This is a genomic window from Caulobacter sp. GSs2, assembly GCF_058680895.1.
This window is the reverse complement of record NZ_CM178725.1, coordinates 2,373,628-2,395,334: the sequence shown is the minus strand read 5'-3', so window position 1 is coordinate 2,395,334 and position 21,707 is coordinate 2,373,628. Positions and strand designations below refer to the sequence as shown.

At 66.6% G+C, this 21,707-nt stretch carries 16 protein-coding genes and 2 pseudogenes; 3 read left to right on the top strand and 15 right to left on the bottom strand.

Annotation, left to right across the window (positions count from 1 at the left end; translation table 11 throughout):
• Positions 1 to 19 precede the first annotated feature (19 nt).
• The 3 genes from ACW17Z_RS11670 to ACW17Z_RS11660 all read right to left on the bottom strand — a co-directional run bounded on the left by ACW17Z_RS11670 (position 20) and on the right by ACW17Z_RS11660 (position 5,936).
• Complete coding sequence (locus tag ACW17Z_RS11670; protein WP_419319229.1) at positions 20 to 2,695, bottom strand: PAS domain S-box protein; 2,676 nt, start codon at positions 2,693 to 2,695, stop codon at positions 20 to 22.
• A 95-nt stretch (positions 2,696 to 2,790) separates the two neighbouring features.
• Positions 2,791 to 3,474: a Fe2+-dependent dioxygenase gene (locus ACW17Z_RS11665; RefSeq protein ID WP_492056122.1), complete on the bottom strand. Its 684-nt coding sequence runs from the start codon at positions 3,472 to 3,474 to the stop codon at positions 2,791 to 2,793.
• 89 nt (positions 3,475 to 3,563) lie between these two features.
• Positions 3,564 to 5,936 carry a TonB-dependent receptor gene (locus tag ACW17Z_RS11660; protein ID WP_492056121.1) on the bottom strand — a complete coding sequence of 791 codons (2,373 nt, stop codon included), beginning with the start codon at positions 5,934 to 5,936 and terminating at the stop codon, positions 3,564 to 3,566.
• Between the two features lie 411 nt (positions 5,937 to 6,347).
• Between ACW17Z_RS11660 and ACW17Z_RS11655 the strand changes: the two are divergent.
• The 3 genes and pseudogenes from ACW17Z_RS11655 to ACW17Z_RS11645 form a co-directional block, all read left to right on the top strand.
• Positions 6,348 to 6,455: pseudogene (locus ACW17Z_RS11655) on the top strand (hypothetical protein); the annotation flags it as partial.
• 812 nt (positions 6,456 to 7,267) lie between these two features.
• Entirely contained in the window at positions 7,268 to 7,795 is a 528-nt protein-coding gene (locus tag ACW17Z_RS11650; RefSeq protein ID WP_492056120.1) for a hypothetical protein, read from the top strand.
• A gap of 27 nt (positions 7,796 to 7,822) precedes the next feature.
• Positions 7,823 to 7,951 (top strand): annotated as a pseudogene (locus ACW17Z_RS11645) (hypothetical protein); the annotation flags it as partial.
• Between the two features lie 74 nt (positions 7,952 to 8,025).
• Here the strand turns inward: ACW17Z_RS11645 and pnp are convergent.
• From pnp to rimP, 12 genes are all read right to left on the bottom strand, one after another.
• The gene (gene pnp / locus ACW17Z_RS11640; protein ID WP_492056119.1) at positions 8,026 to 10,164 is read right to left on the bottom strand and encodes a polyribonucleotide nucleotidyltransferase; all 2,139 of its coding nucleotides are present in this window, start codon (positions 10,162 to 10,164) and stop codon (positions 8,026 to 8,028) included.
• 305 nt (positions 10,165 to 10,469) lie between these two features.
• Positions 10,470 to 10,739: a 30S ribosomal protein S15 gene (gene rpsO / locus ACW17Z_RS11635; RefSeq protein WP_056437057.1), complete on the bottom strand. Its 270-nt coding sequence runs from the start codon at positions 10,737 to 10,739 to the stop codon at positions 10,470 to 10,472.
• Positions 10,740 to 10,753: 14 nt separating this feature from the next.
• Complete coding sequence (truB, locus tag ACW17Z_RS11630; RefSeq protein WP_492056118.1) at positions 10,754 to 11,686, bottom strand: tRNA pseudouridine(55) synthase TruB; 933 nt, start codon at positions 11,684 to 11,686, stop codon at positions 10,754 to 10,756.
• 2 nt (positions 11,687 to 11,688) lie between these two features.
• Positions 11,689 to 12,201, bottom strand: coding sequence for a 30S ribosome-binding factor RbfA (gene rbfA, locus ACW17Z_RS11625; protein WP_492056117.1), 513 nt, complete (start codon positions 12,199 to 12,201; stop codon positions 11,689 to 11,691).
• A gap of 311 nt (positions 12,202 to 12,512) precedes the next feature.
• Positions 12,513 to 13,301: a dienelactone hydrolase family protein gene (locus tag ACW17Z_RS11620; RefSeq protein ID WP_492058521.1), complete on the bottom strand. Its 789-nt coding sequence runs from the start codon at positions 13,299 to 13,301 to the stop codon at positions 12,513 to 12,515.
• A 166-nt stretch (positions 13,302 to 13,467) separates the two neighbouring features.
• Positions 13,468 to 13,947 (bottom strand): hypothetical protein, encoded by a 480-nt coding sequence (locus ACW17Z_RS11615; RefSeq protein WP_492058520.1) that lies wholly within the window; start codon positions 13,945 to 13,947, stop codon positions 13,468 to 13,470.
• 222 nt (positions 13,948 to 14,169) lie between these two features.
• Entirely contained in the window at positions 14,170 to 14,688 is a 519-nt protein-coding gene (locus ACW17Z_RS11610) for a DUF2939 domain-containing protein (RefSeq protein WP_419319237.1), read from the bottom strand.
• Positions 14,689 to 14,754: 66 nt separating this feature from the next.
• Positions 14,755 to 15,024 carry a hypothetical protein gene (locus tag ACW17Z_RS11605; RefSeq protein WP_492056116.1) on the bottom strand — a complete coding sequence of 90 codons (270 nt, stop codon included), beginning with the start codon at positions 15,022 to 15,024 and terminating at the stop codon, positions 14,755 to 14,757.
• Positions 15,025 to 15,153: 129 nt separating this feature from the next.
• Entirely contained in the window at positions 15,154 to 18,267 is a 3,114-nt protein-coding gene (infB, locus tag ACW17Z_RS11600) for a translation initiation factor IF-2 (protein ID WP_419319238.1), read from the bottom strand.
• A gap of 201 nt (positions 18,268 to 18,468) precedes the next feature.
• A complete protein-coding gene (locus ACW17Z_RS11595) occupies positions 18,469 to 19,164 on the bottom strand; it encodes an RNA-binding protein (protein ID WP_419319239.1) in 696 nt (231 codons plus the stop codon).
• Positions 19,165 to 19,218: 54 nt separating this feature from the next.
• Positions 19,219 to 20,931 carry a transcription termination factor NusA gene (nusA, locus tag ACW17Z_RS11590; RefSeq protein ID WP_419319240.1) on the bottom strand — a complete coding sequence of 571 codons (1,713 nt, stop codon included), beginning with the start codon at positions 20,929 to 20,931 and terminating at the stop codon, positions 19,219 to 19,221.
• 2 nt (positions 20,932 to 20,933) lie between these two features.
• On the bottom strand, positions 20,934 to 21,593 hold the full coding sequence (rimP, locus tag ACW17Z_RS11585; RefSeq protein ID WP_419319241.1) for a ribosome maturation factor RimP: 660 nt from the start codon (positions 21,591 to 21,593) through the stop codon (positions 20,934 to 20,936).
• Positions 21,594 to 21,707: the final 114 nt, after the last annotated feature.

The following is a 21,707-nucleotide window of genomic DNA, read 5'->3' as shown; positions in this document are numbered from 1 at the left end:
GTTCGTTCGTCGGGGAAACTCAGGCGACGGCGGTCTTCGAAATCGGGCCTTCATCGGCCAGGCGCAGGATTTCCGTGACCAGGGCCGTGGGCGAAATCGGCTTGGCGGCGACCCCGTTCATGCCGGCGGCGTGGTAGGTGGCGCGCTGGTGAGCCATGACATTGGCGGTCAGGGCGATGATCGGCGTCAGGCCGGCCGGGCCCGGCAGGGCGCGGATGCGGCGCGCCGCTTCCAGCCCGTCGATCCCGGGCATCTGAACATCCATCAGCACCAGGTCGAAGGCGCCGTCGCGTGTCGCCTCGACGCCGGACACACCGTCGTCAGCCGTGTGAACCAGAGCGCCCAGCTGTTGCAGGATCCGCGAGGCGACCAGCTGGTTGGTCGGGTTGTCCTCGACCAGCAGGATCCGCAGACCCGCGAGGATGTCGGGAGAGGCCTGCGGCGCTGCGGACGGGGCGACCGAGGCCGGCGCGGCGATGGTCAGGGTGAAACGCGATCCGACACCCGGCTGCGACTGGAAGACGACCTCGCCGCCCAGCATCTGGGCCAGCCGGCGGGTGATCGCCAGGCCAAGGCCCGACCCGCCAAAGCGCCGGGTGGTGCTGGCGTCGCCCTGCTCGAACCGCTCGAACAACCGCGCCTGGACCTCGGTGGGAACGCCCACGCCGGTATCGATGACATCGAAGGCCATCTGCGGTCCGGAGGACGTCTCGACACGCCGCGCCCGCACCGTGACCGAGCCCTGCACGGTGAACTTCACGGCGTTGCCGATCAGGTTGAACAGGGCCTGGCGCAGGCGGGTCGGGTCGGTGCTGATCCAGCCCAGGTCCGGCGCGTCGATCTCAAGGGTCAGGCCCTTGTGCTGGGCCTGGCCCGCCATCAGCCGGCCGACGCCGTTCAGCAGCTCGCGGGGATCGACCGGTTCATGGTGGATCTCCAGCCTGCCGGCCTCGATGCGCGAGATGTCGATCACATCGTCCAGCAGGGTCGACAGCATCTGACCGCAGGCCAGGGCTTCGGCCAGCAGTTCGGAGGCGTCGCCTGGCAGGCTCTGGCCCCTGAGCAGATGCATGACGCCCAGCACGCCGTTCATCGGCGTGCGGATTTCGTGGCTCATATTGGCCAGGAACTGGGCCTTGGCCTCGGTGGCCGCCTGAGCCTCGCGCTCGGCCGCGACCAGGGCCAGCTCAGCCTGTTTGCGCTCGTCGATGTCGAGGATCAGGCCGAACGCCTTGCGGACGCGCCCGGTCGCATCGCGGCGCACCTCGTGGAAAATCCGCATCCAGCGGGCCTGGCCGTCGACACCCAGGATCCGGGCGTCGAACACCTGCGGGCCGCCCTGACGCCAGACATGAGCCGAGGCCTTGAGCGGTTCGCGATCCTCGGGATGCAGCATCGGCCAGACAGCCGCGTGGACGTCCTCATAGACGATCCGCCGTCCCATGATGCGGTGGAACTCGGGCGATCCCCAGAAGGCCTTGCTGACATGGTCGATCTCGTAGACCCCGGCGCGCGCCGCGCCCAGGGCCATGCGCAGCCGGCGGGCATTGACCTGCGCCTCGCGCCGGGCGTCGGCCAGGGCGGTGACGTCGTCCATATAGGTGATGACGCCGACGATCTCGCCGGTAGCGTCGCGCCAGGGACGGGCCTCCCATCGCAGGGTGTGTTCAAGGCCCTCGGCGTCGCGAAGCCGATCCTCACGGCGGATGACGATCTCGCCGGACAGGGCGCGGGTCACCGCCGAGACAAAGCGGCGCCGGCCGCCATTGGTCAGTTCCTGCAACGACTTGCCGATCACATCGGCTTCGGTCGACTTGAACAGGTCGAGGAAACGGGGGCTGGCGAGGCGGAGCCGCAGGTCGAGGTCGTAGACGGCCACCGCGAAGGGCGCTTCCTCGACCAGCTGCCGGGCGCGGCGTTCGCCCCACAGGGCGGCGTCACGACTGCGCACCACGTCGGTGACGTTCTGGGAAATGCCCTTCAGCGTGAACAGGCCGCCGTCCAGGGACTCGGCGCGGAACGTTGAGCGCAGGGTGAACCACTGGCCGTCGCGACCGCGCAGACGAAACTCCGCGGCGCCAGGCTCGCCCGTTCTGACGGCCTGGTGGAAGGTTTCCAGCACCGACTGCCGCTGATCGTCGGCCAGCCGGGCCAGGAAGGCCGCGGGACAGTCCAGGTCGCTCGGCGACAGGCCCGTGGCGGTCAGGGCGTCGGGCGTCCAGTCGATATGCTCGGTCACCGGATCATAGGTCCAGAGGCCGATTCCAGCCGCCTCGACCAGGATCTCACGGGTGCGGGTGGCGGCCACCTCGACCGAGACGTCATGCAGGGTGCCGACCATTTCACCGCCGGGGCCCAGATGCGAGCGCCCCTCGAGCCAGACCGTCCGGCCATCCTTGCGCAGCACCCGCAGGCGGTTGACGGTGAAGCCGGACTCGCGAAGACGCCGGCCGGTGTCGATCAGTTCGGGGTGACTTTCGGCATGCACGAACTTGATGCAGGCCCGACCGACCAGGTCCTCCGGCGACCAGCCCGTCAGGGTCTGCCAGGCCGGGTTGACCACCGAGAACCGGCCGTCCGGGGTGATGACGGCGAACAGGTCCTTGGCATTGGCGAAGAACCAGCGGGCCGCTTCCGCCTCACCGAACGGCGAGGGCGCGAGCAGGGTCGCGTCGGAAGACGGGGAAGGCGGCATCGGGGCTCCGGCAGATCGCGCGAGGGATCGTGGGGGCCATTGGTAAACGGAGTGTTGCCTTCACACCCCCGTTCGACGAGCGCGCTCGGCGAGCTTCAGACCTCCGCCCACTGACGCAGCAGGTTGTGATAGGTTCCGGTCAGGGCCAGGATCGACGGATCGGCCGCGCCCACGGTCTGGCTCAGGCGCTGGATGGCGACGTCCATGTCCAGCAGCAGGGCCCGGCGGGCATCTTCGCGCACCAGGCTCTGGATCCAGAAGAAGCTGGCCGTCCGAACCCCGCGGGTCACCGGCGTCACATGGTGCAGGCTGGAGGCCGGATAGAGGATCAGGTCGCCGGCGCCCAGCTTCACTGAATGGCTGCCATACAGGTCGTCGACCACCAGCTCGCCGCCGTCATAGTCGTCGGGTTCCGACAGGAACAGCGTCGCCGACAGGTCGGTGCGCAGGGTCTGGCCGGTGACCGGATCGCGGCGCACCGCATTGTCGATATGGTCGCCAAAGCCCATGCCCTGGCCGTAGCGGTTGAACATCGGCGACAGGATGGTCTGCGGCAGGGCGGCCGAGACGAACAGCGGATTGCGCTCCAGCGCCGCCAGGATGACGGCCCCCACCGCCTTTGCCGCCTCGCCGGTCTGGGGCAGCTGCTGGTTCTGCTTGGCCAGGGCCGCCTGAAAGCCCGAGGTGATGTTGCCGTCCGCCCAGGACGCGGCGTCCATGATCGCCCGGCACTGCGCGACCTGGGCTTTGGTCAGGACCTCGGGGATCTGCAGCATCATGAGGTGGAAAGCCGGGGCCCTGAGAAGAGAGCGCCCCGTCCGGCGAAGGGCCGGCCGGACGGGGCGAACGTCAAGTCGAGAGGGGAGTCTCAGTACTTGACGTTGACGGTGAGCATGGCCTGACGGGCCGGCGCCGGATCGGCGTGGTGGACGCCGTTGGTGCGCAGGATGAAGCGCTTGTCCGTCAGGTTCTGGACATTGAGCTGCAGGTCGATGCGATCGTTCATCGCCCACGAGGCGAAGGCGTCATAGCGGGTATAGGCCGGGGCATAGACCTTGTTGGCGCCGCCGCCGGCCCCGCCCTGGTTGCCGCCGAAGCTGTCGGAGACATAGTAGGCGCCGCCGCCCAGCGCGATCTTGCGGGTCACGCGATAGGTCGAGAACAGGCTGAAGCTGTGCTCGGGCGTATTGGCCAGCGGATCGCCCTGGTTGACGCCGGTATAGGCCCCGCGCACCAGCTCGCTATCCATGTAGGTATAGCCGCCGAACACCTGCCACTTGGGGGTGACATTGCCAGAGACGCCCAGTTCGACGCCCTGGACCATGGCTTCGCCGACCTGCTGATAGACACCGGCCGAGACCAGGATCTGGGCGTTCTTGCGCTCGGTGCGGAACAGGGCGCCCGACACGGCCAGGCGGTCGTCGAACAGGTTCCACTTGGCGCCGATCTCGCTGCTGATCGTGTCTTCCGGGTCCAGCAGGGTGGTCGACAGATTGCCCGTGCCGATGCCGCCGGCCGTGTTCTGATCGCCGCCGGCGATGGTCGGCGGGGTCGAGGAGGTGGCGTAGGAGGCATAGAGGCTGGAGGCGGCGGTCGGCTTGAACACCAGGCCGATCTGATAGTTGAAGAAGTCCCACTCGGCTTCCGGCACGCTGGTGAACACCGTGCTGGTGATGACGCCGGCGGCGCTGGTCACCGTCACGTTCGTGCCGCGGGTGTTGTAGACGTCATAGCGGCCGCCCAGGTTCACCTGCAGCTTGTCGCTGAGCTTGATCGTGTCGAAGCCGTAGAGGGCGGCGGTCTTGGTCACCGAGCGCGCGGCCGGGGCGCGGGTGATGATCCCCGTCCAGCTGTCGTTGGGATTGGGCGCATAGAGACGGGTGCAGTCGCCGACGCCGGCCGTGGTGACATTGGCCGTGAAGCCCGTCGGGCAGGCCGAGCCGGCCGTGCCATAGACCACGTAGGTGGCGTTGTCGTTGATCTCGCGGGCCAGCTCGACGCCGATGTTGAAGCGGTTTTCCACCGCGCCCAGATCGAACTTGCCGCTGAAGTCGGTGACCGCCGCGACCGTGGTGGTCGGGTTCCAGCGCGACTTGGCGCCGCGCTTCATCCACCATTCGCCGGCCACGAACTGGGCCACGCCGCCGTCGCCGGGGTTGGTGACGACATAGTCATTGACCGACTTCGAATAGCGAACCGCCTGGCGGACCGCGAAGTCGTCATTGATCTGGTGGTTGAAGATCAGGGTGGCGATGTCGGCCCGGGTCTTCAGGAAGTCGCGGTCGAGGCCATAATAGGCGTCGCGCGACACATCCAGAATGCCGTTGGCCGGACGGGCGCGGCTGTCCGTACCCGCCACGCCCCAGGTGCGCTTGGCCGCCAGCGGAATGCCGTAGTCGGGGTCCTGCTCGCTATCGAGATGATAGTAGCTGGCCGTCACCTGGGTGTCCGTGCCGATGCCGAAGGCCAGAGACGGCGCGATGCCCCAGCGCTTGAAGTCGATGCTGTCGCGGCCCGGCGTGTCGCCCTGGGTGTACATCAGGTTCAGGCGGAAGGCGGCGGTCTCGCCAAAGGCGTAGTTGGCGTCGGCCGTGCCGCGCACATAGGCGTCGGTGCCGCCGGCGATCGAACCGCGCGCGAAGCTGGTCGGCTTGGGCGACTTGGAGCCCAGATTGATGCTGCCGCCGCCCGAGCCCCGGCCGCTATAGACCGAGTCCGGACCCTTGATGACCTCCACCTGTTCCAGGTTGAAGACCTCGCGGGTCTGGCCGCCGCTGTCGCGGATGCCGTCGACGAAGACGTTGTTGCCCGAGGCCTGGCCCCGGATGAACGGCCGATCGGCCAGGGGCTGACCGCCCTCGCCTGCGCCGAAGGTGATGCCCGGCGAGGTGCGCAGGATGTCCTGCAGCGAGGTGGCGGCGGTCTGCTCGATGATCTTGTTGGAGATCACCGTGATCGAGCGCGGCGTGTCGACCAGCGGGGCGGTGTACTTGCCCGACTGGACATCGGTGGCCCGCTTGCCGTCGACCTTGACGCCGGTGACTTCAGTGGCGTCGGCGGTCGTGGCGGTGGCGGTGGCCATCGCCGCATCGACCTCGGCTGCCCCAATCTCGGCTGCATGGGCCAGGCCCGCGCCGAGGGTCAGGCCGGCAACGCCGGCGACGGCGGCTGCGCTCAGGGCGCGACGTTGACGGCCGACGATGCCGCCGAGGGTTGGGCTGCGGGTGTTCGCGTTACGCATAATAAGATCCTGTCCCCAGCGGGGCGACGATCCCTCGCGCCCCTCCTGATATTGCGAGGCGTTCTTAGCGCCGCGGCCGAGGGGGCGCAATGATAATCATTCTCAAAAATGACGTAATGGCCAGGGCGCGCGGTTTCGCGACCTCGCGCGTTCGCTGCGAGTTGGTGGAAAGGGTCGCGGAGCGTCCGGACCACGTCCGGAGGAAAATAGAATAACCGTTTCGACGAAGCCGGGCGCTCCGCGTGGTCGTTATCCATCAGCGTCCCGGCGGGTGGCCCAGTTGGGGCCTTACCGGAACCCGGACGCCTCGGTTTCCCGAAGTCCCGGAGGTCGGGGGGCGTGGGGCCAATCCTGACCAACACTCGCCTTGATCCCCATCCACGCCGACGGCGGGCGGGTCCTGCAACGCCAGGATCCCCGGACCGGTCGAGTATCCCCCTCGACCCCAGTCCCGCTCGATCACCCCCCGCCGCCGCAATGGTCGCTGGCCTTGCGCCCTTTCCTCGCGACGAGGTGGGACAAGAATACGGGAGGTTTCAGCGCGTCGGACGGGCGCGCTCAGTTTATATGCAGGGCGTTGATTTTATTGCGTTCTCGCAGCGATTGCTCGAGGATGGCGCGCAGCTTATCCCCGCACTTGCCCCCTACGGGTCGCTTCGCGACCGTCTTCCCCCGGAGGGGGAAGATGAAGGGCGCGATCTCATCTTCCCCCTGAAAGGGGGAGGACGACCTGCGAAGCAGGTCAGGAGGGGGCCTGCGGCGCTGGCCCTTGCACCCAATCCCCGGCGTCGCTGGACGAAACACGGTGTGGCTTGCGCCGTGCCTGCGACTGGCGATCCGCATGGCGACCGAGGCGCGGCGGTCGGCGCTACAGCCACCACCACCCACCACCGTCATTCCCGCCCTTGTGGCGGGAACCCCTCGTACCGCCGCAGGTGCGGGAGCGGCGAAGTGCGCGCGCACTTCGCTGGCGTCTCACGTGTCCGCTGAAACAGGGGTTCCCGCCACAAGGGCGGGAATGACGGATGTGAGGGTGGGCGCTCACACGGCCAACCCAGCGCCTGGCTCATCCGCCCCTCGCGGGCAGAGCCACCCTTACATCTCACGGCGAGACGATCGCCGAGGCGTACAGGTCTCTCAAGGACGACGCTCTCGCGTCGCCGCGGAGCGACGGCCCGCAGGGCCGTCCTTGACAGACCTGTACGCCTCGGCACGCTGCAGCCTCCAAGAGATTTAAGGATCGCACCGACCCTGGAGGTCGGCGGGCGAGCTATTGGCGACGGTTGGGAGCCCGCTTTCCGATCGTCCTATCTCAAGACAACAGAGGCGTTATGGCCGAAAAAGAGAACTCAGAAGCCGACAATCTAGACAATGTCTCGCCCCAAAACAGAGACACCATCAATCGCTTTCGCGAATTTAGCGTCTCAATGATGGGGGCTAATGGACAGTTACTCGCCTTACATTTGTTGATTGAGGCGACTATGGAGGATTGCATCGAAGCGATGCTTCCTAATCCCAAGGCCGTACTTGATAGAGATTGGAGCTTCTCTAACAAACTAGCCCTGATGGAGGGGTTGTTTCCTCGCTTTCCGCGAACCCAGGCCGTATTCGCGGTTGTGAAGTCTCTAAACACTGCGCGGAACGCGGTAGCGCACGGAGGCGAGCAAGAAAAAGTAGACCTAGCTATCGAGAAAACTTTCCTAACCTCAGCGAGCCGGCTCGACTTCCATGACTTTGAGGATGCACCACGTCATCAGCGCCTCACAGCGATCGCAATCCATGCTTGTGGTTACATGCTCGGACTAGTGGAACGCGCGGTGGGCACAAAACCGGCCTCCCAAATTGGTGTAGAAACTTAGCGCAAAGTTGGCGCCCGCACCGTCATAATTGCCACCAAACACCCTGCGTCCTTCGAGGCGCGCTCAGAAGCGCGCACCTCAGGATGAGGTGTTCAGAGCCACAGAGTTCCTCATCCTGAGGCGCCCGCGCAGCGGGCCTCGAAGGACGCACCGCGCCAGAAACGCAAAACGGGCGGCCCCTTTCGGAGCCGCCCGCTGCATTCCGTCCGGAAAAGCCAGGCTGAAAAGGCTTACGCCTCTTCGGTCGCGCCTTCCTTCTTGGTCAGGTCTTCGCCAGTTTCCTGGTCGACAACCTTCATCGACAGCTTGGTCTTGCCGCGATCGTCGAAGCCGAGAAGCTTCACTTTGACGATCTGGCCTTCCTTCAGCACGTCCGACGGCTTGGCGACGCGTTCGTTGCTGATCTGGCTGACGTGGACGAGGCCGTCCTTGGCGCCGAAGAAGTTCACGAAGGCGCCGAAATCAACGACCTTGACGACCTTGCCGTCATAGATCGCGCCGACTTCAGCTTCTTGCGTGATCGACTTGATCCAGTCGATGGCGGCCTTGATCTTGGCGCCGTCCGAGGCCGAAACCTTGACCGTGCCTTCGTCGTTGATGTCGACCTTGGCGCCGGTGGTGGCGACGATCTCGCGGATCACCTTGCCGCCGGTGCCGATCACTTCCCGGATCTTGTCGGTCGGGATGGTGATGGTTTCGATCTTCGGCGCGTAGTCGCCGACTTCTTCGCGCGGCGCATCCATCGCCTTGTTCATCTCGCCGAGGATGTGCTCGCGACCGCCCTTAGCCTGGGCCAGCGCTTGCTTCATGATCTCTTCGGTGATGCCGGCGATCTTGATGTCCATCTGCAGCGAGGTCAGACCCTCGCTGGTGCCGGCCACCTTGAAGTCCATGTCGCCCAGGTGATCTTCGTCGCCCAGGATGTCGGACAGAACGGCGAAGCCGTCGCTCTCGAGGATCAGGCCCATGGCGATGCCCGAGACCGGACGGATCAGCGGAACGCCCGCGTCCATCATGGCCAGGGAGGCGCCGCAGACCGTGGCCATCGAGGACGAGCCGTTCGACTCGGTGATCTCGGAGACCAGGCGGATGGTGTAGGGGAAGTCTTCCTTGGCCGGCAGCATCGGGCGCAGGGCGCGCCAGGCCAGCTTGCCGTGGCCGATTTCGCGGCGGCCGGGGCTGCCCATCCGACCGGTTTCACCGACCGAGAAGGGAGGGAAGTTGTAGTGCAGCAGGAAGGCTTCCTTGTAGGTGCCTTCCAGGGCGTCGATGAACTGCTCGTCATCGCCGGTGCCCAGGGTGGCGACCACGATGGCCTGGGTTTCGCCGCGCGTGAACAGGGCCGAGCCGTGGGTGCGCGGCAGGATGCCGACTTCACCCAGGATCGGACGGACCTTGTCGACGGTGCGGCCGTCGATGCGGATGCCGGTGTCGAGGATGGAGCGACGGACGATGTCGGCTTCCAGTTCCTTGAACACCGAGATCAGCTTCAGCGGATCAATGCCGGCCGGGTTGGTGTCGCTCTTGGCGAAGGTCTCGACGGCCTTGGCCTTGGCGGCCGACAGGGCGGCGACGCGGTCGCCCTTGGCGCGGATGGTGTAGGCGTCGGCCAGGTCGGCGCCGACGGCCTTCTTCACTTCAGCCTTCAGGGCGTCGGTGTCTTCCGGCTTGAAGTCGAAGGGCTCCTTGGCGGCGTGTTCGGCCAGCTCGATGATGCCGTTGATCACGGCCTGCATCGACTTGTGGGCGAAGCTGACGCCGCCCAGGACGATCTCTTCCGAGAGTTCCTGGATTTCGGATTCAACCATCATCACGGCTTCGGCGGTGCCGGCCACGACCAGGTCCATCTTGCTTTCCTTCAGCTCGTCGAGCGTCGGGTTCAGCACGTATTCGCCATTGACGTAGCCCACGCGGCAACCGCCGATGGGGCCCATGAACGGGGCGCCGGAGATCACCAGGGCGGCCGAGGCGGCGACCATGGCGACGATATCGGGATCGTTCTCGAGGTCATGCTGCAGCACGGTGCAGACGACCTGGACTTCGTTCTTGAAGCCCTTGACGAACAGCGGGCGGATCGGACGGTCGATCAGGCGGGAAACCAGGGTTTCCTTTTCGCTGGGCCGACCTTCGCGCTTGAAGAAGCCGCCCGGGATCTTGCCGGCGGCGTAGGTCTTCTCGATGTAGTTGACGGTCAGGGGGAAGAAGTCCTGGCCGGGCTTGGCTTTCTTGGCGAACACGGCAGTGGCCAGGACGACGGTTTCGCCCATGGTGGCCAGAACGGCGCCGTCAGCCTGACGGGCGATGCGACCGGTTTCGAGGACCAGCGTCTTGCCGCCCCACTCGATCGTCTTGCGCATGATTTCGAACATTTTTTGCTTCTTTCGGTTCCGAAGGACCCATTTCCTTCAGGACGGACAGGGGCGGGCGGCCGAAGGGCGGTCCCGAGTATTCCTCATCCAGTTCGACAGGCGTCCGGGGATCGTGATCTCCGGCTTACATGTTCGGAGCCGCATGAGGCGGTTCCGCAGCAACCTTCCGTTTCGGCCTGTCTTGAAACGGTAGGCTCTAAACTTGGTCGCGTGACGGGCGTCGAAACCGGAATCCACTTTCGACTGTCACGCTCCATAAAAGCGTTCGGCCGCCCCGCGTGAGCGAGGCGGCCGACTGCGCCAAACTAGCGGCGCAGACCCAGCTTTTCGATGAGGACCGTATAACGGCCCAGATCGGACTTCTTCAGGTGGTCGAGGAGGCTGCGACGCTGGGAAACCATCATCAACAGACCACGACGGCTGTGGTTGTCCTTCTTGTGGGTCTTGAAGTGCTCGGTCAGGTTGGCGATGCGCTCGGAGAGGATCGCGACCTGGACTTCGGCGCTGCCGGTGTCACCCTCAGTGCGGGCGTGTTCGGCGATAAGAGCGGTCTTGCGCTCGGCAGTGATCGACATCGGTGTGTCTCCGCTCAGGTGAGTTGGAAGACCCGCACCGGATTGAGCCGTCCGGCGCGCATCTCGCACAAGGCCACCAGTCTCTCTCCCACCATGGCCGAAACGGTTCGATCGCCGGGCGTGAGCTCGGCTTTCAGCGTTTCAACCTGCCTTGGGAGCAGAACAATGGCGCGTCCTTGCGCAAGCCGAAAGGCGTCTTCATCGGTCACGGCCAGCGCCGGGATGTCGTCCAGCGCGGTCTCGACCGGAAGCAATGCCTCCGACAGGCGGGCCTCATAGCTCAAATTCTCGAGAATTTCCAGCGATATCGCCGTCGCCTCGGTGAACTGGCCGACCCGCGTCCGGCGAAGCTGGTCAACGTGACCGCAGGTTCCCAGCCGGGCGGCCAGGTCGCGGACCACGGCGCGGACATAGGTGCCCTTGCCGCATTCCATCTCCAGCACGATGTGGTCGACGTCGGGGGCCTCCAGCACGCGCAGCGCGTGGATGTTGACCTTGCGCGTCGCCAGTTCGAACTCGACCCCGTCGCGGGCCAGGTCATAGGCGCGCTCGCCGTCGACCTTGATGGCTGAATAGTTGGGCGGGATCTGGTCGACCTCGCCGACGAACTCGGACAGCACGGCCTCGACCTCGTCGCGGGTCGGACGCACATCGGAGGTTCCGGTCGTCTCGCCCTCGCGGTCCAGGGTGGTGGTGTTGCGACCCCACTGGATGGTGAAGCGATAGGCCTTGTCGGCGTCGACCAGGAACGGAACCGTTTTGGTCGCCTCCCCTAGCGCGATGGGCAGGATGCCGGTGGCCAGCGGGTCCAGCGTGCCGGCATGGCCGCCCTTCTGGGCGTTGAAGGCGCGGCGGACGCGGGTGACGGCGCTGGTCGAGGTCAGGTCATAGGGCTTGTCCAGGCATAGCCAGCCCGAGACGGGGTCGCCCTTCTTGCGGCGGGCCACGACTAGTCTTCCCGGCCTTCTTGATCATCGTCCTCGACCACATCGGACAGGCGGCGCAGGTCCTGCTGCACCACCGGATTGTCGAACAGGCGGTTCATATAGGCGGCCGAGTTGAAGCTCTCGTCGTGGATGAACTTCAGGTCCGGCGTGAACTTCATGTCGATGGTCTTGCCCAAGCGCCCGCGCAGGAACTTGGCCACGCGGTTGAGGCCGGCGACCACCACCTCGGGGCTGCCCAGCTCGACGGCGATCCGCGACGGCGAAGAAGCCTCGCGCTCGATCTTCGGCGCGATGCCGGCGCCCAGGGGCTCAACGAAACAGACCGCGTGACGCAGGTCCGGGGTCAGCCGCACTTCGGTGACCGTCACCGAGACATTGATCAGGGCCGGGTCCTGCAGGTCTTCATGGCGCAGGATGTCCACCAGGGCGTGGCGGATCAGTTCGCCGGCGCGAAGCTGGCGCTGCGACGGGCCCGTGGAAGCCGGCTTGGGAGTCTTGTCGGTATGGCGCTTCATGGCGCGATGTCCTTACAGCCCGGCCGGCGGATCGAACACCGGAGCGCGGGGGGAAAATCAAGGCGCGGTGTCTAGGCTTGTGGGGGCGATAAGTCCAGTGCGGCGGTGATCCTCCCCTGTTGGGGAGGGTTATTGCATGTGACCAAAAACGGCTGTCATCCCGGACAAGCGCGCAGCGCGCCGATCCGGGACCGACGCCTGAACTCAGCGCTTCCGGCGGTCCCGGATCTGCGCTTTGCTTGTCCGGGATGACAGCTTTTTGGTTGTGGCTCCACAGGCGATACCCCACCCTTTACGGAGAGCAGCCACCCCTACGCCGCCGTCCGCGCCTTGAAGAAGGCGATCACCTTGTCGCGTGTCTGCATGGTCGGGCCCAGCGGATCGGCGCGGTTCAGGTGCAGGGTCAGCACCGAATGCGGGGCCATGGGCACGCCCTTGGCCGCGTCGGCGTCGGCCAGCTCCACCGTCTCGACCCGGTCGCCGAACTCGCGCCTCAGGGTCTCGAAGCGTTCATCGGGCACCAGCTTGTCGGACGAGAACCGCAGGGCCAGCAACGACAGATCCTCGGTCTCAAAGCGGGTGCGGGCGCAGGCGATCTCGACGGCCGAGCAGCCCAGCGAGCCCGCACCCTTTTTGCCGAACGGCAGCGAGGGCTGCGACAACACCGGCGCCACCACCGATGGCTCGGTCATCATCGCCAGGGCAAAGCCGCCGGTGAAGCACATGCCCACCGCGCCGACGCCCTTGCCGCCGCACTCCTTGTGGACCTGCCGGGCCAGGGCCCGCAGCCAGTCGACAATCGGGCTCGAGCGATCGGTGGCCCAGGCATTGAACTCGCGACGCACACACAGGGTCTTGGCGATCTCGCCCAGGGCATAGCCGATGCTGACGGTCTTGGCCGGCTTGCCGAACAGGCTGGGGCAGAAGACCGTCATGCCGGCCGCGGCCACGTCGCGGGCGAAGGCCAGGACGCCGGGGTGCAGGCCGGGCATTTCATGGATGACGATAACGGCCGGGCCGGCCCCGATCCTGTAGACCTCGCGGGTCCACTGGCCGTCATCGAATTCGAAACGCGTAAAGCCGTCCAGCGCGCTGGTCATCGTGTCCCACCCCCCTTTGTCGTTGGGCGTGAGCTTGGCCGACATCCTTCTCGTTGTCATCCCGGCCAAGCGCGAAGCGCGCCGAGCCGGGACCGCCGGAAACGCCGAGCCTGTTGCGGTCCCGGCTCTCCGCTGCGCTGCGGCCGGGATGACAGCTTTAGCGGCCCTAGCGAACACCGTTCAGGTTGTCGGTCCAGTCTTCCATCGGGTCGGGGCGGCGGCCGTCCGGCAGTTTCCATTCCCCGCGCCAGGAAAAGTCCAACGTACCGCACACCCGGGCCGGGCCGGATGACTTTGGATCATCGCCGAGGGCCTGGATGCGCAGGTCGCGGCGCACGGCGATGCGGCTGAAGCTCAGCCACAGGCGCGTCGCGCCGGGGCAGAAGGCGCGGATATAGACCCTGCCCTGCTCGGCCTTGGGGTCGACCTCGTACAGCGAAGCGTCGGCGTCGACGCCCTCCAAACCGGCCAGGCCCTTGGGCCCCAGGTCACGGTCCTTGCCCTTGATCAGCAGGCCCTGGGCCGGCACGCCGGTGGCCAGCACCTTGATGGGTCTGGCGCCCATCAGCCCCTGGTCGAACAGCACGGTCAGTCCGGCCCCGGTCAGCCGTTTGGCGTCGGGCGAGATCGGATCATACGAGAACATCCGCCGCTCGGCGTGGGCGGTCGTGGCCAGGGCGGTCAGAAGTATCGCGACAGCCCCACCCAACACCCGCTCTCCCCGGCGAAGGCCGGGGCCCAGATTCATCCGGAGAGTTTGGGGATGTCGCGCCAACAATCGTCGCCAGCAGGCACGGCGCTCATGGGTTCGATCTGGGCCCCGGCCTTCGCCGGGGAGAGCGGAATATGGGGAAGTCAGAGCAAAACCCTACCGCTTGAAGTGCAGGTTCGCCGCTTGCGGATCAAAGCCGCTCAACCGCCAGACCGAGCCGTCGCGGGTGAAGGTCAGCAGGCAGGGGCCGTCCTTCTTGGCGGCGCAGACCCGGCCGTCGCCGGTCGGACGCAGGGCGCCGGCGATGGCGACGCGGCCCGGCAGCGGCTTGTCGGGCGTATAGCCGTAGTAGTTGGCGGCGGCGCGGAAGGTCTCGGGCCGGATCAGGGCCTCGCCGGCGATATCGGCGGCCGGACCGGCCAGGGCGGCGGCGATGGCCATCAGGCTGTTATCGGCCTTGCGGTTGCGGGCCTCGGCCATCAGCCGCGCCTCGATCTCGTATTTCAGCGCCTGGCGGTCGACATGGGCGTCGAAGGTCGCCCGGTCACGATCGCGGATCGCTGTCAGCAGGGTGTGAACGTCGCCGGCCGCATCGACGCGGTCGACGGTGGCGCAGGCGCTGAGCGACAAGGTCGCGGCCGTCAGGGCGAGAAGGGCTTTGATACGCATGCACAAGGCGTAGCGCCTGAATTGGGCGAATTCCAGTCCGACCTCAGGCGGTAAGAACGTCGAGAACCAGGATCACCCGCGCCGACCCTCTTCGATCAGCTCGCGGATCGTCACATCGCCCAGCGTCACGCCGCGACTGTTGTCGATCAGCGCCTCGGCGGCCGCCATCGCCTCAGGGCTTCCCTTGATCGGGATTTTCTTGGCGCGGCGGATGACGATATCGCCGCCCTTGGCTTCGATCTCGACCCGCTCACCATCGACCAAGCCAGCAGCGCGCCCCGCGTCCTGCAGACCGCCTGAGGCCATGGCCTCGCCCCATGTTCCGACCGTGATCTGGTTCATGTCCAGGCTCCAACAGGCGACTATCTTGCCACGCCGCGCCTTTTCCGTCGAGTTCACCGACCGAAACCGAAAAAGGCGCGGACCTTGCGATCCGCGCCTTTCCGATGGTTTTGAAGCTCAAGTCCGGCCCTAGTCGAGCTGGCGCTTGATCTCCTCGACGGTGAAGCACTCGATGGTGTCGCCGACCTTGATGTCCTGGAAGCCGGCGAACATCATGCCGCACTCCTGGCCAGACGGAACCTCGGGGACCTCGTCCTTGAAGCGCTTGAGGGTCTGCAGGGTGCCCAGTTCCAGAACGACGATGTCGTTGCGGATGATCCGGACCTTGGCGCCCTTGCGCACGACACCTTCGGTGACGCGGCAACCGGCGACCTTGCCGACCTTGGAGATGTCGAAGGCTTGCAGCACTTCGGCGTTGCCCAGGAAGGTTTCGCGCTGGATCGGCGCCAGCATGCCCGAGAGCACGCCTTTGATGTCGTCCAGCAGGTCGTAGATGATCGCGTAGTAGCGGATCTCGACACCTTCGCGCTCGGCCAGCGCCCGCGCCTGGGCCGAGGCCCGGACGTTGAAGCCGATGAGCGGCGCGCCGGCGCCCTTGGCCAGCATGACGTCGCTTTCGCTGATCGCACCGGCGCCCGACAGGATGATCCGCGCGCGGACCTCGTCGGTCGACATGGCGTCCAGCGACCCGATGATCGCTTCGGCCGAGCCCTGCACGTCGGCTTTGATGACCAGCGGCAGTTCGCGGTATTTCTTGTCCTGCAGCTTGGCCATCATGTCGGCCATGCTGGTGGCGCCCGCGCCGACCGGATGCAGTGACTTCTCACGCTTCAGGCGGATGCGGTACTCGGTCAGCTCGCGAGCGCGGGCCTCGTTCTCGACGACCGCGAAGGGGTCGCCGGGCGAAGGCACGCCGTCCAGGCCGAGGATCTCGACCGGGGTGGCGGGACCGGCTTCGGTCAGTTGCTCGTTACGCTCGTTGAGCAGGGCGCGAACCCGGCCAAACTGGCTGCCGGCCACGACGATGTCGCCGCGCTTCAGCGTGCCGCGCTTGACCAGCACGGTCGAAACCGCGCCGCGACCCTTGTCGAGCTTGGCCTCGATCACGACGCCGTCGGCGACGCGGTCGGGGTTGGCCTTCAGGTCGAGCACTTCGGCCAGCAGGGTGATGCGTTCGATCAGCTCGTCCAGGCCCTGGCCGGTCTTGGCCGAGACCTCGACGATCTGGGTGTCGCCACCCAGGCTTTCGACGACGATTTCGTGTTGCAGCAGCTCGTTGACCACCCGGGTCGGATCCGAGCCCGGCTTGTCCATCTTGTTGACGGCCACGATGATCGGCACTTCAGCGGCGCGGGCGTGTTTGATGGCCTCGATGGTCTGGGGCATCACGCCGTCGTCGCCGGCCACAACCAGAATCACCAGGTCGGTGATGTTGGCGCCGCGAGCCCGCATTTGCGAGAAGGCGGCGTGGCCGGGGGTGTCGAGGAAGGTGATCTTCTCGCCGCCGTCCAGGCGAACCTGGTAGGCGCCGATGTGCTGGGTGATGCCGCCGTGCTCGCCGCCGGCCACATCGGCCTTGCGCAGCGCGTCCAGCAGGCTGGTCTTGCCGTGGTCGACGTGACCCATGACCGTGACCACCGGGGGCCGCGACTCCAGGTGATCGTCGATGTCCTCGGCGCCGATGAAGCCTTCTTCGACGTCAGCTTCCGACACGCGACGCACGGTGTGACCAAATTCGGTCGCCACCAGCTCGGCGGTGTCGTTGTCGATGACGTCGTTGACCTTCAGCATCACGCCCTGACGCATCAGGAACTTGATGATCTCGACACCCCGCACGGCCATCCGGTTGGACAGCTCCTGCACGGTGATGACGTCGGGAATGACCACTTCGCGAGCGACCTTGACCTGGTCGGCGGGACCGCCGCGACGCTTTTCCTTTTCACGTTCCCGGGCCCGGCGAACCGAGGCCAGCGAACGCATGCGGTCGGCGGAGTCTCCATCGCCGGCCACGGTCTGGATCGTCAGGCGGCCTTCGCGGCGCATCGGAGCGCCCTTGGCGCGCGACACGGCCTTGCCGGGGGCGGCGGCCTTGCGGCGATCATCATCGTCCTCGGGACGACGGCTGACTTCACCACCGGGACGCGGGGCCGAACGCATGGCGCGCTGGACTTCGGGCGTCGCCGGAGCGGCGGCCGGAGCGCCAGGACGCGGACCACGCGGCGGACCGCCGGGGCCCGGACGGGCGCCAGGGGCCGGGCGCGGGGCCAGGGCCGAATAACGGACAGTCTGGGTCGGACGATCGCCCTGCGGACGATCACCCTGAGGCCGGTCGCCCTGCGGACGATCGTTGCGGAAGCCGCCTTCCGGACGCGGGCCACGCGGGGCCGCATCGGCGCGGGGCGCAGCGTCGGGACGCGGCGCGCGCTGGTTGTAAGGACCGTCCTGGCGCGGAGCGCGCTGGTTGAACGGCCGGTCGCCTTGCGGACGATCGCCCTGCGGGGGGCGCTCGCCGGCCGGCGGACGATAGGTGGTGGTCGACGTGCGGTCGTCGCGACGTTCGCGGCTGGGCTCGTAGGTCCGGGTCTGGCTGGGCGAAGCCGCAGCAGGACGCGGAGCCTCGGCGCGCGGCGCGGCCGGAGCGGCAGCCACCGGAGCCGCCGGAGCGACGGGCGCAGACGCCTGAACCACCGGAGCTGCGGCGACCGGCGCCGGAGCGACAGGCGCTGCAGCCACCGGAGCCGAAACCACGGGCGCCGCCGGAGCCGCAGCAACGACCGGGGTCGGAGCCGGAGCAGGAGCGGGCTCGGCGGCGGCCTTCGCAGCCGCTGCAGCCTTCGCGGCGGCTTCGCGAGCCGCAGCTTCAGCGGCGCGCGCCTTGGCCTCGTCGGCGACGCGTTGCGTCGCCTGACGGTCCTGGTTCTCGCGGGCCGCCTCGATGGCGCGTTGCCGGGCGCGCATCTCGTCTTGCGAGAGACCGCCTGCCGAATGGCCGCCACCAGAAGACTGGGACGAACGCGGCTCGTTGGTGTGACGGCGCTCGGCCGAGGACGGCGCGGCCAGGTTACCGGCCGGCGCGGCGTGCGGACGGGTCCGCTTGGTTTCGACCACTACCGTCTTGGTGCGGCCGTGGCTGAAGCTTTGCTTCACCACGCCGGCGCTCACCGAGCCCTGGCGGGGCTTCAGTGTGATGGGCGCGCGCCCACCTGGGGTGCCGGGCCGACCGTTATCGTTCTCGTCGCTCATGCGCTCGCTTGTACTTCCGCCGGGAGGAAACCCAGCCAAAAACCGTTCGTTCCATGTGAGAAAGGGGCCCGGACGTACTTCCACGAAAGAAGCGCGTTTCCCGACCCTTTACGCACAAGCGCAGCCCTAAGGGCCACGCTCCACCTTGTAGATTCTAGAGCCTTGCGATCAGACCGGCCATGCCGGTGCAATCGAAAGGCTCTAGGGCTCCTCGCGCCAACTCGCCGACCAGGTCGGGGGGAGTAGCGGGCGAAAGCCTGATAACCGCTCGACGTCCAAAGTCCAGCGATCAGTGCCGCGCCCGGCAAGAAGCGCAGTGTGTATCACATTCTCGCCGCCTAAGGCCAAACCCAATTCGTCGGATGTGAACATCCCGAGGATTCGCGGCGTGTTCGGAGCCTTGTAGACGGCGGTCAGCATCTTTCGGCGGCCGTCATCGGCGCCGTCTGACGCCTCAATCAGCCAGGCGGTCTTGCCGGAATTCAGCGCAGCGACGACCTTTTCGAAGCCCGAGATAATGTTTCCCGCCCGCCGCGCAAGGCCCAGGCCATCCAGAACCCGCTTGGCCAGCAAGGCCTCGACCTGGTTGGCCAGGTCGGCGGGGGCCGTCAGCTTGGTCTTGGCCGAACGCGAGAACAGGCCCTTCTTGGCCGCCAGCGTCACGGAGTCGCGGTCGGCTCCGACCCAGATCCCCCGGCCCGGCAGCTTGCGCGCCAGATCGGGCACCACGATGCCGCCGGGACCTTCGACGAAGCGGATCAGCTTGCTCTCGTCGGTCGCCTCGCCCAGCACGACGTCCTTGCGAAGGCGGAAAGCCTCGGCATGGGTCTTGGGCGCATTAGGGTCGACAGGAACGTCGGCGACCTCAACGGCGGGATCTTGGGGCTCTTGGTCCATGGGGCTCTGAAAGACCTCGGCCCTCCCGGAAAGCCGGAAGGGCCGAAGCGTTTCTTAGTCCTGCGTCTCTTCGGCGGCTTCGGTCGGCGCTTCCGCTTCGACTTCAGCTTCAGTCTCGGCTTCAGCCTCGGCTTCGACTTCCGTCTCGGCCTCGCCTTCGGCGTATTCGACCTGTTCCTCGATCTCTTCGTATTCCGGCTCCGGCGGGGCCTCGACCCAGCCCATGACGATCCGGGCGCGCATGATCAGCGCTTCGGCGTCTTCGGGCGACAGGTTGAAGCTTTCCAGAATGCCCGGCTCGCGAACGCGGGCGCCGTCCTTGGTTTCAAACCAGCCGCGCATGTCGTCCGGCACCAGGCCGGCAAGATCCTCGACGGTCTTCACATCGCCTTCGCCCAGGGCGACGGCCATGGGCAGGGTGACACCCTCGATCTCGAGCACCGCATCCTCGACGCCGTACTCAACGCGCTTGGCGTCCAGGGCGGCGGCTTCCTTTTCGAGGAATTCGCGGGCGCGGGTCTGCAGCTCGTCGGCGGTCTCGTCGTCGAAGCCTTCGATGGCCGCGATCTCGTGCGGCTCGACATAGGCGACGTCTTCCACCGCGGCGAAGCCTTCGGTGACCAGCAGCTGGGCGATGACTTCGTCGACGTCCAGGGCTTCCTGGAACAGGGCCGTGGTCTCGGTGAACTGCTTCTGACGGCGCTCGCTCTCCTGGCTTTCCGTCATGATGTCGATCTGCCAGCCGGTCAGCTGCGAGGCCAGGCGGACGTTCTGGCCGCGACGGCCGATGGCCAGCGACAGCTGCTCATCAGGCACCACGACCTCAACGCGCTCGTCTTCCTCGTCCATGACGACCTTGGAGACTTCAGCCGGGGCCAGGGCGTTGACGATGAAGGTCGCCTCGTCCTCGGACCACTGGATGATGTCGATCTTTTCGCCCTGCAGCTCGGCCACCACCGCCTGCACGCGCGAACCGCGCATACCGACGCAGGCGCCGACGGGGTCGATGCTGCCGTCGTTGGAGATCACGGCCATCTTGGCGCGCGAGCCCGGGTCGCGGGCGACAGCGCGGATCTCGATGACGCCGTCATAGACTTCCGGCACTTCCTGCGCGAACAGCTTGGCCATGAAGCCGCCGTGGGCGCGCGACAGCATGATCTGCGGGCCCTTGGTCTCGCGACGGACGTCGTAGATATAGGCGCGGATGCGGTCGCCGACGTTGAAGTTCTCGCGCGGGATCGACTGGTCGCGGCGCATGATGCCTTCGCCACGGCCCAGATCGACGATGACATTGCCGTATTCGACGCGCTTGACGCTGCCGTTGATGATCTCGCCGGCGCGATCCTTGTACTCGTCGTACTGGCGCTCGCGTTCGGCTTCGCGAACCTTGTGCATGACGACCTGGCGGGCCATCTGGGTCTGGACGCGGCCGATCTCGAACGGCGGCAGGTCTTCTTCATAGACCTTGCCGATTTCCGCGTCGCGCCAGGTGCGCTTGGCGATCGACAGCTGGACCTGGCCGATTTCGCCCTCGATCTCCTGGTCGTCGCCGACCACGGTGATGATGCGCTTTTGCGAGGTCTCACCGGTCTTGGTGTCGATCTTCACCCGGATGTCGTGCTCGGCGCCGTAACGGGCGCGAGCCGCCTTCTGAAGAGCGTCCTCGATCGCCTCGATGACGACTTCCTTCTCGATGCCTTTTTCGCGCGCGACCGCGTCAGCGATCTGCAGCAGCTCGAGCCGGTTGGCGGAAATGCCGATGGCCATGGTCAGTCCTCTTCACTTTCGGACAGGTCAAAATCTTCGTCTTCGGCGTCGTCGCCGAGGTCGTCTTCGTCAGCGTCTTCGCCACCGGCGGCGACGTCATCCTCGTCGGCGTCTCCGCCGTCGGCGGCCACGCGGGCGGCGCGCTGGTCGGCGCCGCGCTTCATCAGGGCGTCGGTCAGCACCAGCTTGGCGTCGACCAGCCACTCGAACGGGAAATAGACGGTGGTGTCGTCCTCGCCCTCGATATTGAGGCCGACCTGGCCGTCCTCGACGCCGGCCAGCTCGCCCTTGAAGCGCTTGCGGCCCTCGGCGACGCGGTCCAGCTCGATGCGGACCTCAAGGCCGGCATAGTCGTCGAAATCCTTCAGTCGCGTCAGCGGGCGATCGACGCCCGGGCTGGAGACTTCCAGGGTATATTCGCCGCTGATCGGATCGGCGGCGTCGAGAATTTCCGACACGGCGCGCGACAGCTTGGCGCAGTCCTCGACATTCATGTCGCCGCCCGAGCCATCGGGCTGCATCGGACGCTCGGCCATGATCTGCAGCCGCCGCGTCTCGGCCCCGCCCATCAGGCGCAGACGGACGATCTCGAAGCCGACAGTCTCGGCGACGGGATCGAGAATTTCGATCAGATCACGGTCTTCCTGCGTCTTGCCGCGCAACGGATTTCTCAACTCAAAACTGGGCGATCCGGCGCGGGCGCCAAACAGCCAAAGAAAAAGCGGCAGCCTTTCGGGCCGCCGCTCGAAAGCGCACTCAGCGCTGACGGACGATGT

Bases quoted from the DNA above. Each gene is read 5' to 3' on its own strand.
- ACW17Z_RS11670 (WP_419319229.1), bottom strand. From the start codon at position 2,695: ATGCCGCCTTCCCCGTCTTCCGACGCGACCCTGCTCGCGCCCTCGCCG.
- ACW17Z_RS11665 (WP_492056122.1), bottom strand. From the start codon at position 3,474: ATGATGCTGCAGATCCCCGAGGTCCTGACCAAAGCCCAGGTCGCGCAG.
- ACW17Z_RS11660 (WP_492056121.1), bottom strand. From the start codon at position 5,936: ATGCGTAACGCGAACACCCGCAGCCCAACCCTCGGCGGCATCGTCGGC.
- ACW17Z_RS11650 (WP_492056120.1), top strand. From the start codon at position 7,268: ATGGCCGAAAAAGAGAACTCAGAAGCCGACAATCTAGACAATGTCTCG.
- pnp (WP_492056119.1), bottom strand. From the start codon at position 10,164: ATGTTCGAAATCATGCGCAAGACGATCGAGTGGGGCGGCAAGACGCTG.
- rpsO (WP_056437057.1), bottom strand. From the start codon at position 10,739: ATGTCGATCACTGCCGAGCGCAAGACCGCTCTTATCGCCGAACACGCC.
- rbfA (WP_492056117.1), bottom strand. From the start codon at position 12,201: ATGAAGCGCCATACCGACAAGACTCCCAAGCCGGCTTCCACGGGCCCG.
- ACW17Z_RS11620 (WP_492058521.1), bottom strand. From the start codon at position 13,301: ATGACCAGCGCGCTGGACGGCTTTACGCGTTTCGAATTCGATGACGGC.
- ACW17Z_RS11615 (WP_492058520.1), bottom strand. From the start codon at position 13,947: ATGTTCTCGTATGATCCGATCTCGCCCGACGCCAAACGGCTGACCGGG.
- ACW17Z_RS11605 (WP_492056116.1), bottom strand. From the start codon at position 15,024: ATGAACCAGATCACGGTCGGAACATGGGGCGAGGCCATGGCCTCAGGC.
- infB (WP_419319238.1), bottom strand. From the start codon at position 18,267: ATGAGCGACGAGAACGATAACGGTCGGCCCGGCACCCCAGGTGGGCGC.
- ACW17Z_RS11595 (WP_419319239.1), bottom strand. From the start codon at position 19,164: ATGGACCAAGAGCCCCAAGATCCCGCCGTTGAGGTCGCCGACGTTCCT.
- nusA (WP_419319240.1), bottom strand. From the start codon at position 20,931: ATGGCCATCGGCATTTCCGCCAACCGGCTCGAGCTGCTGCAGATCGCT.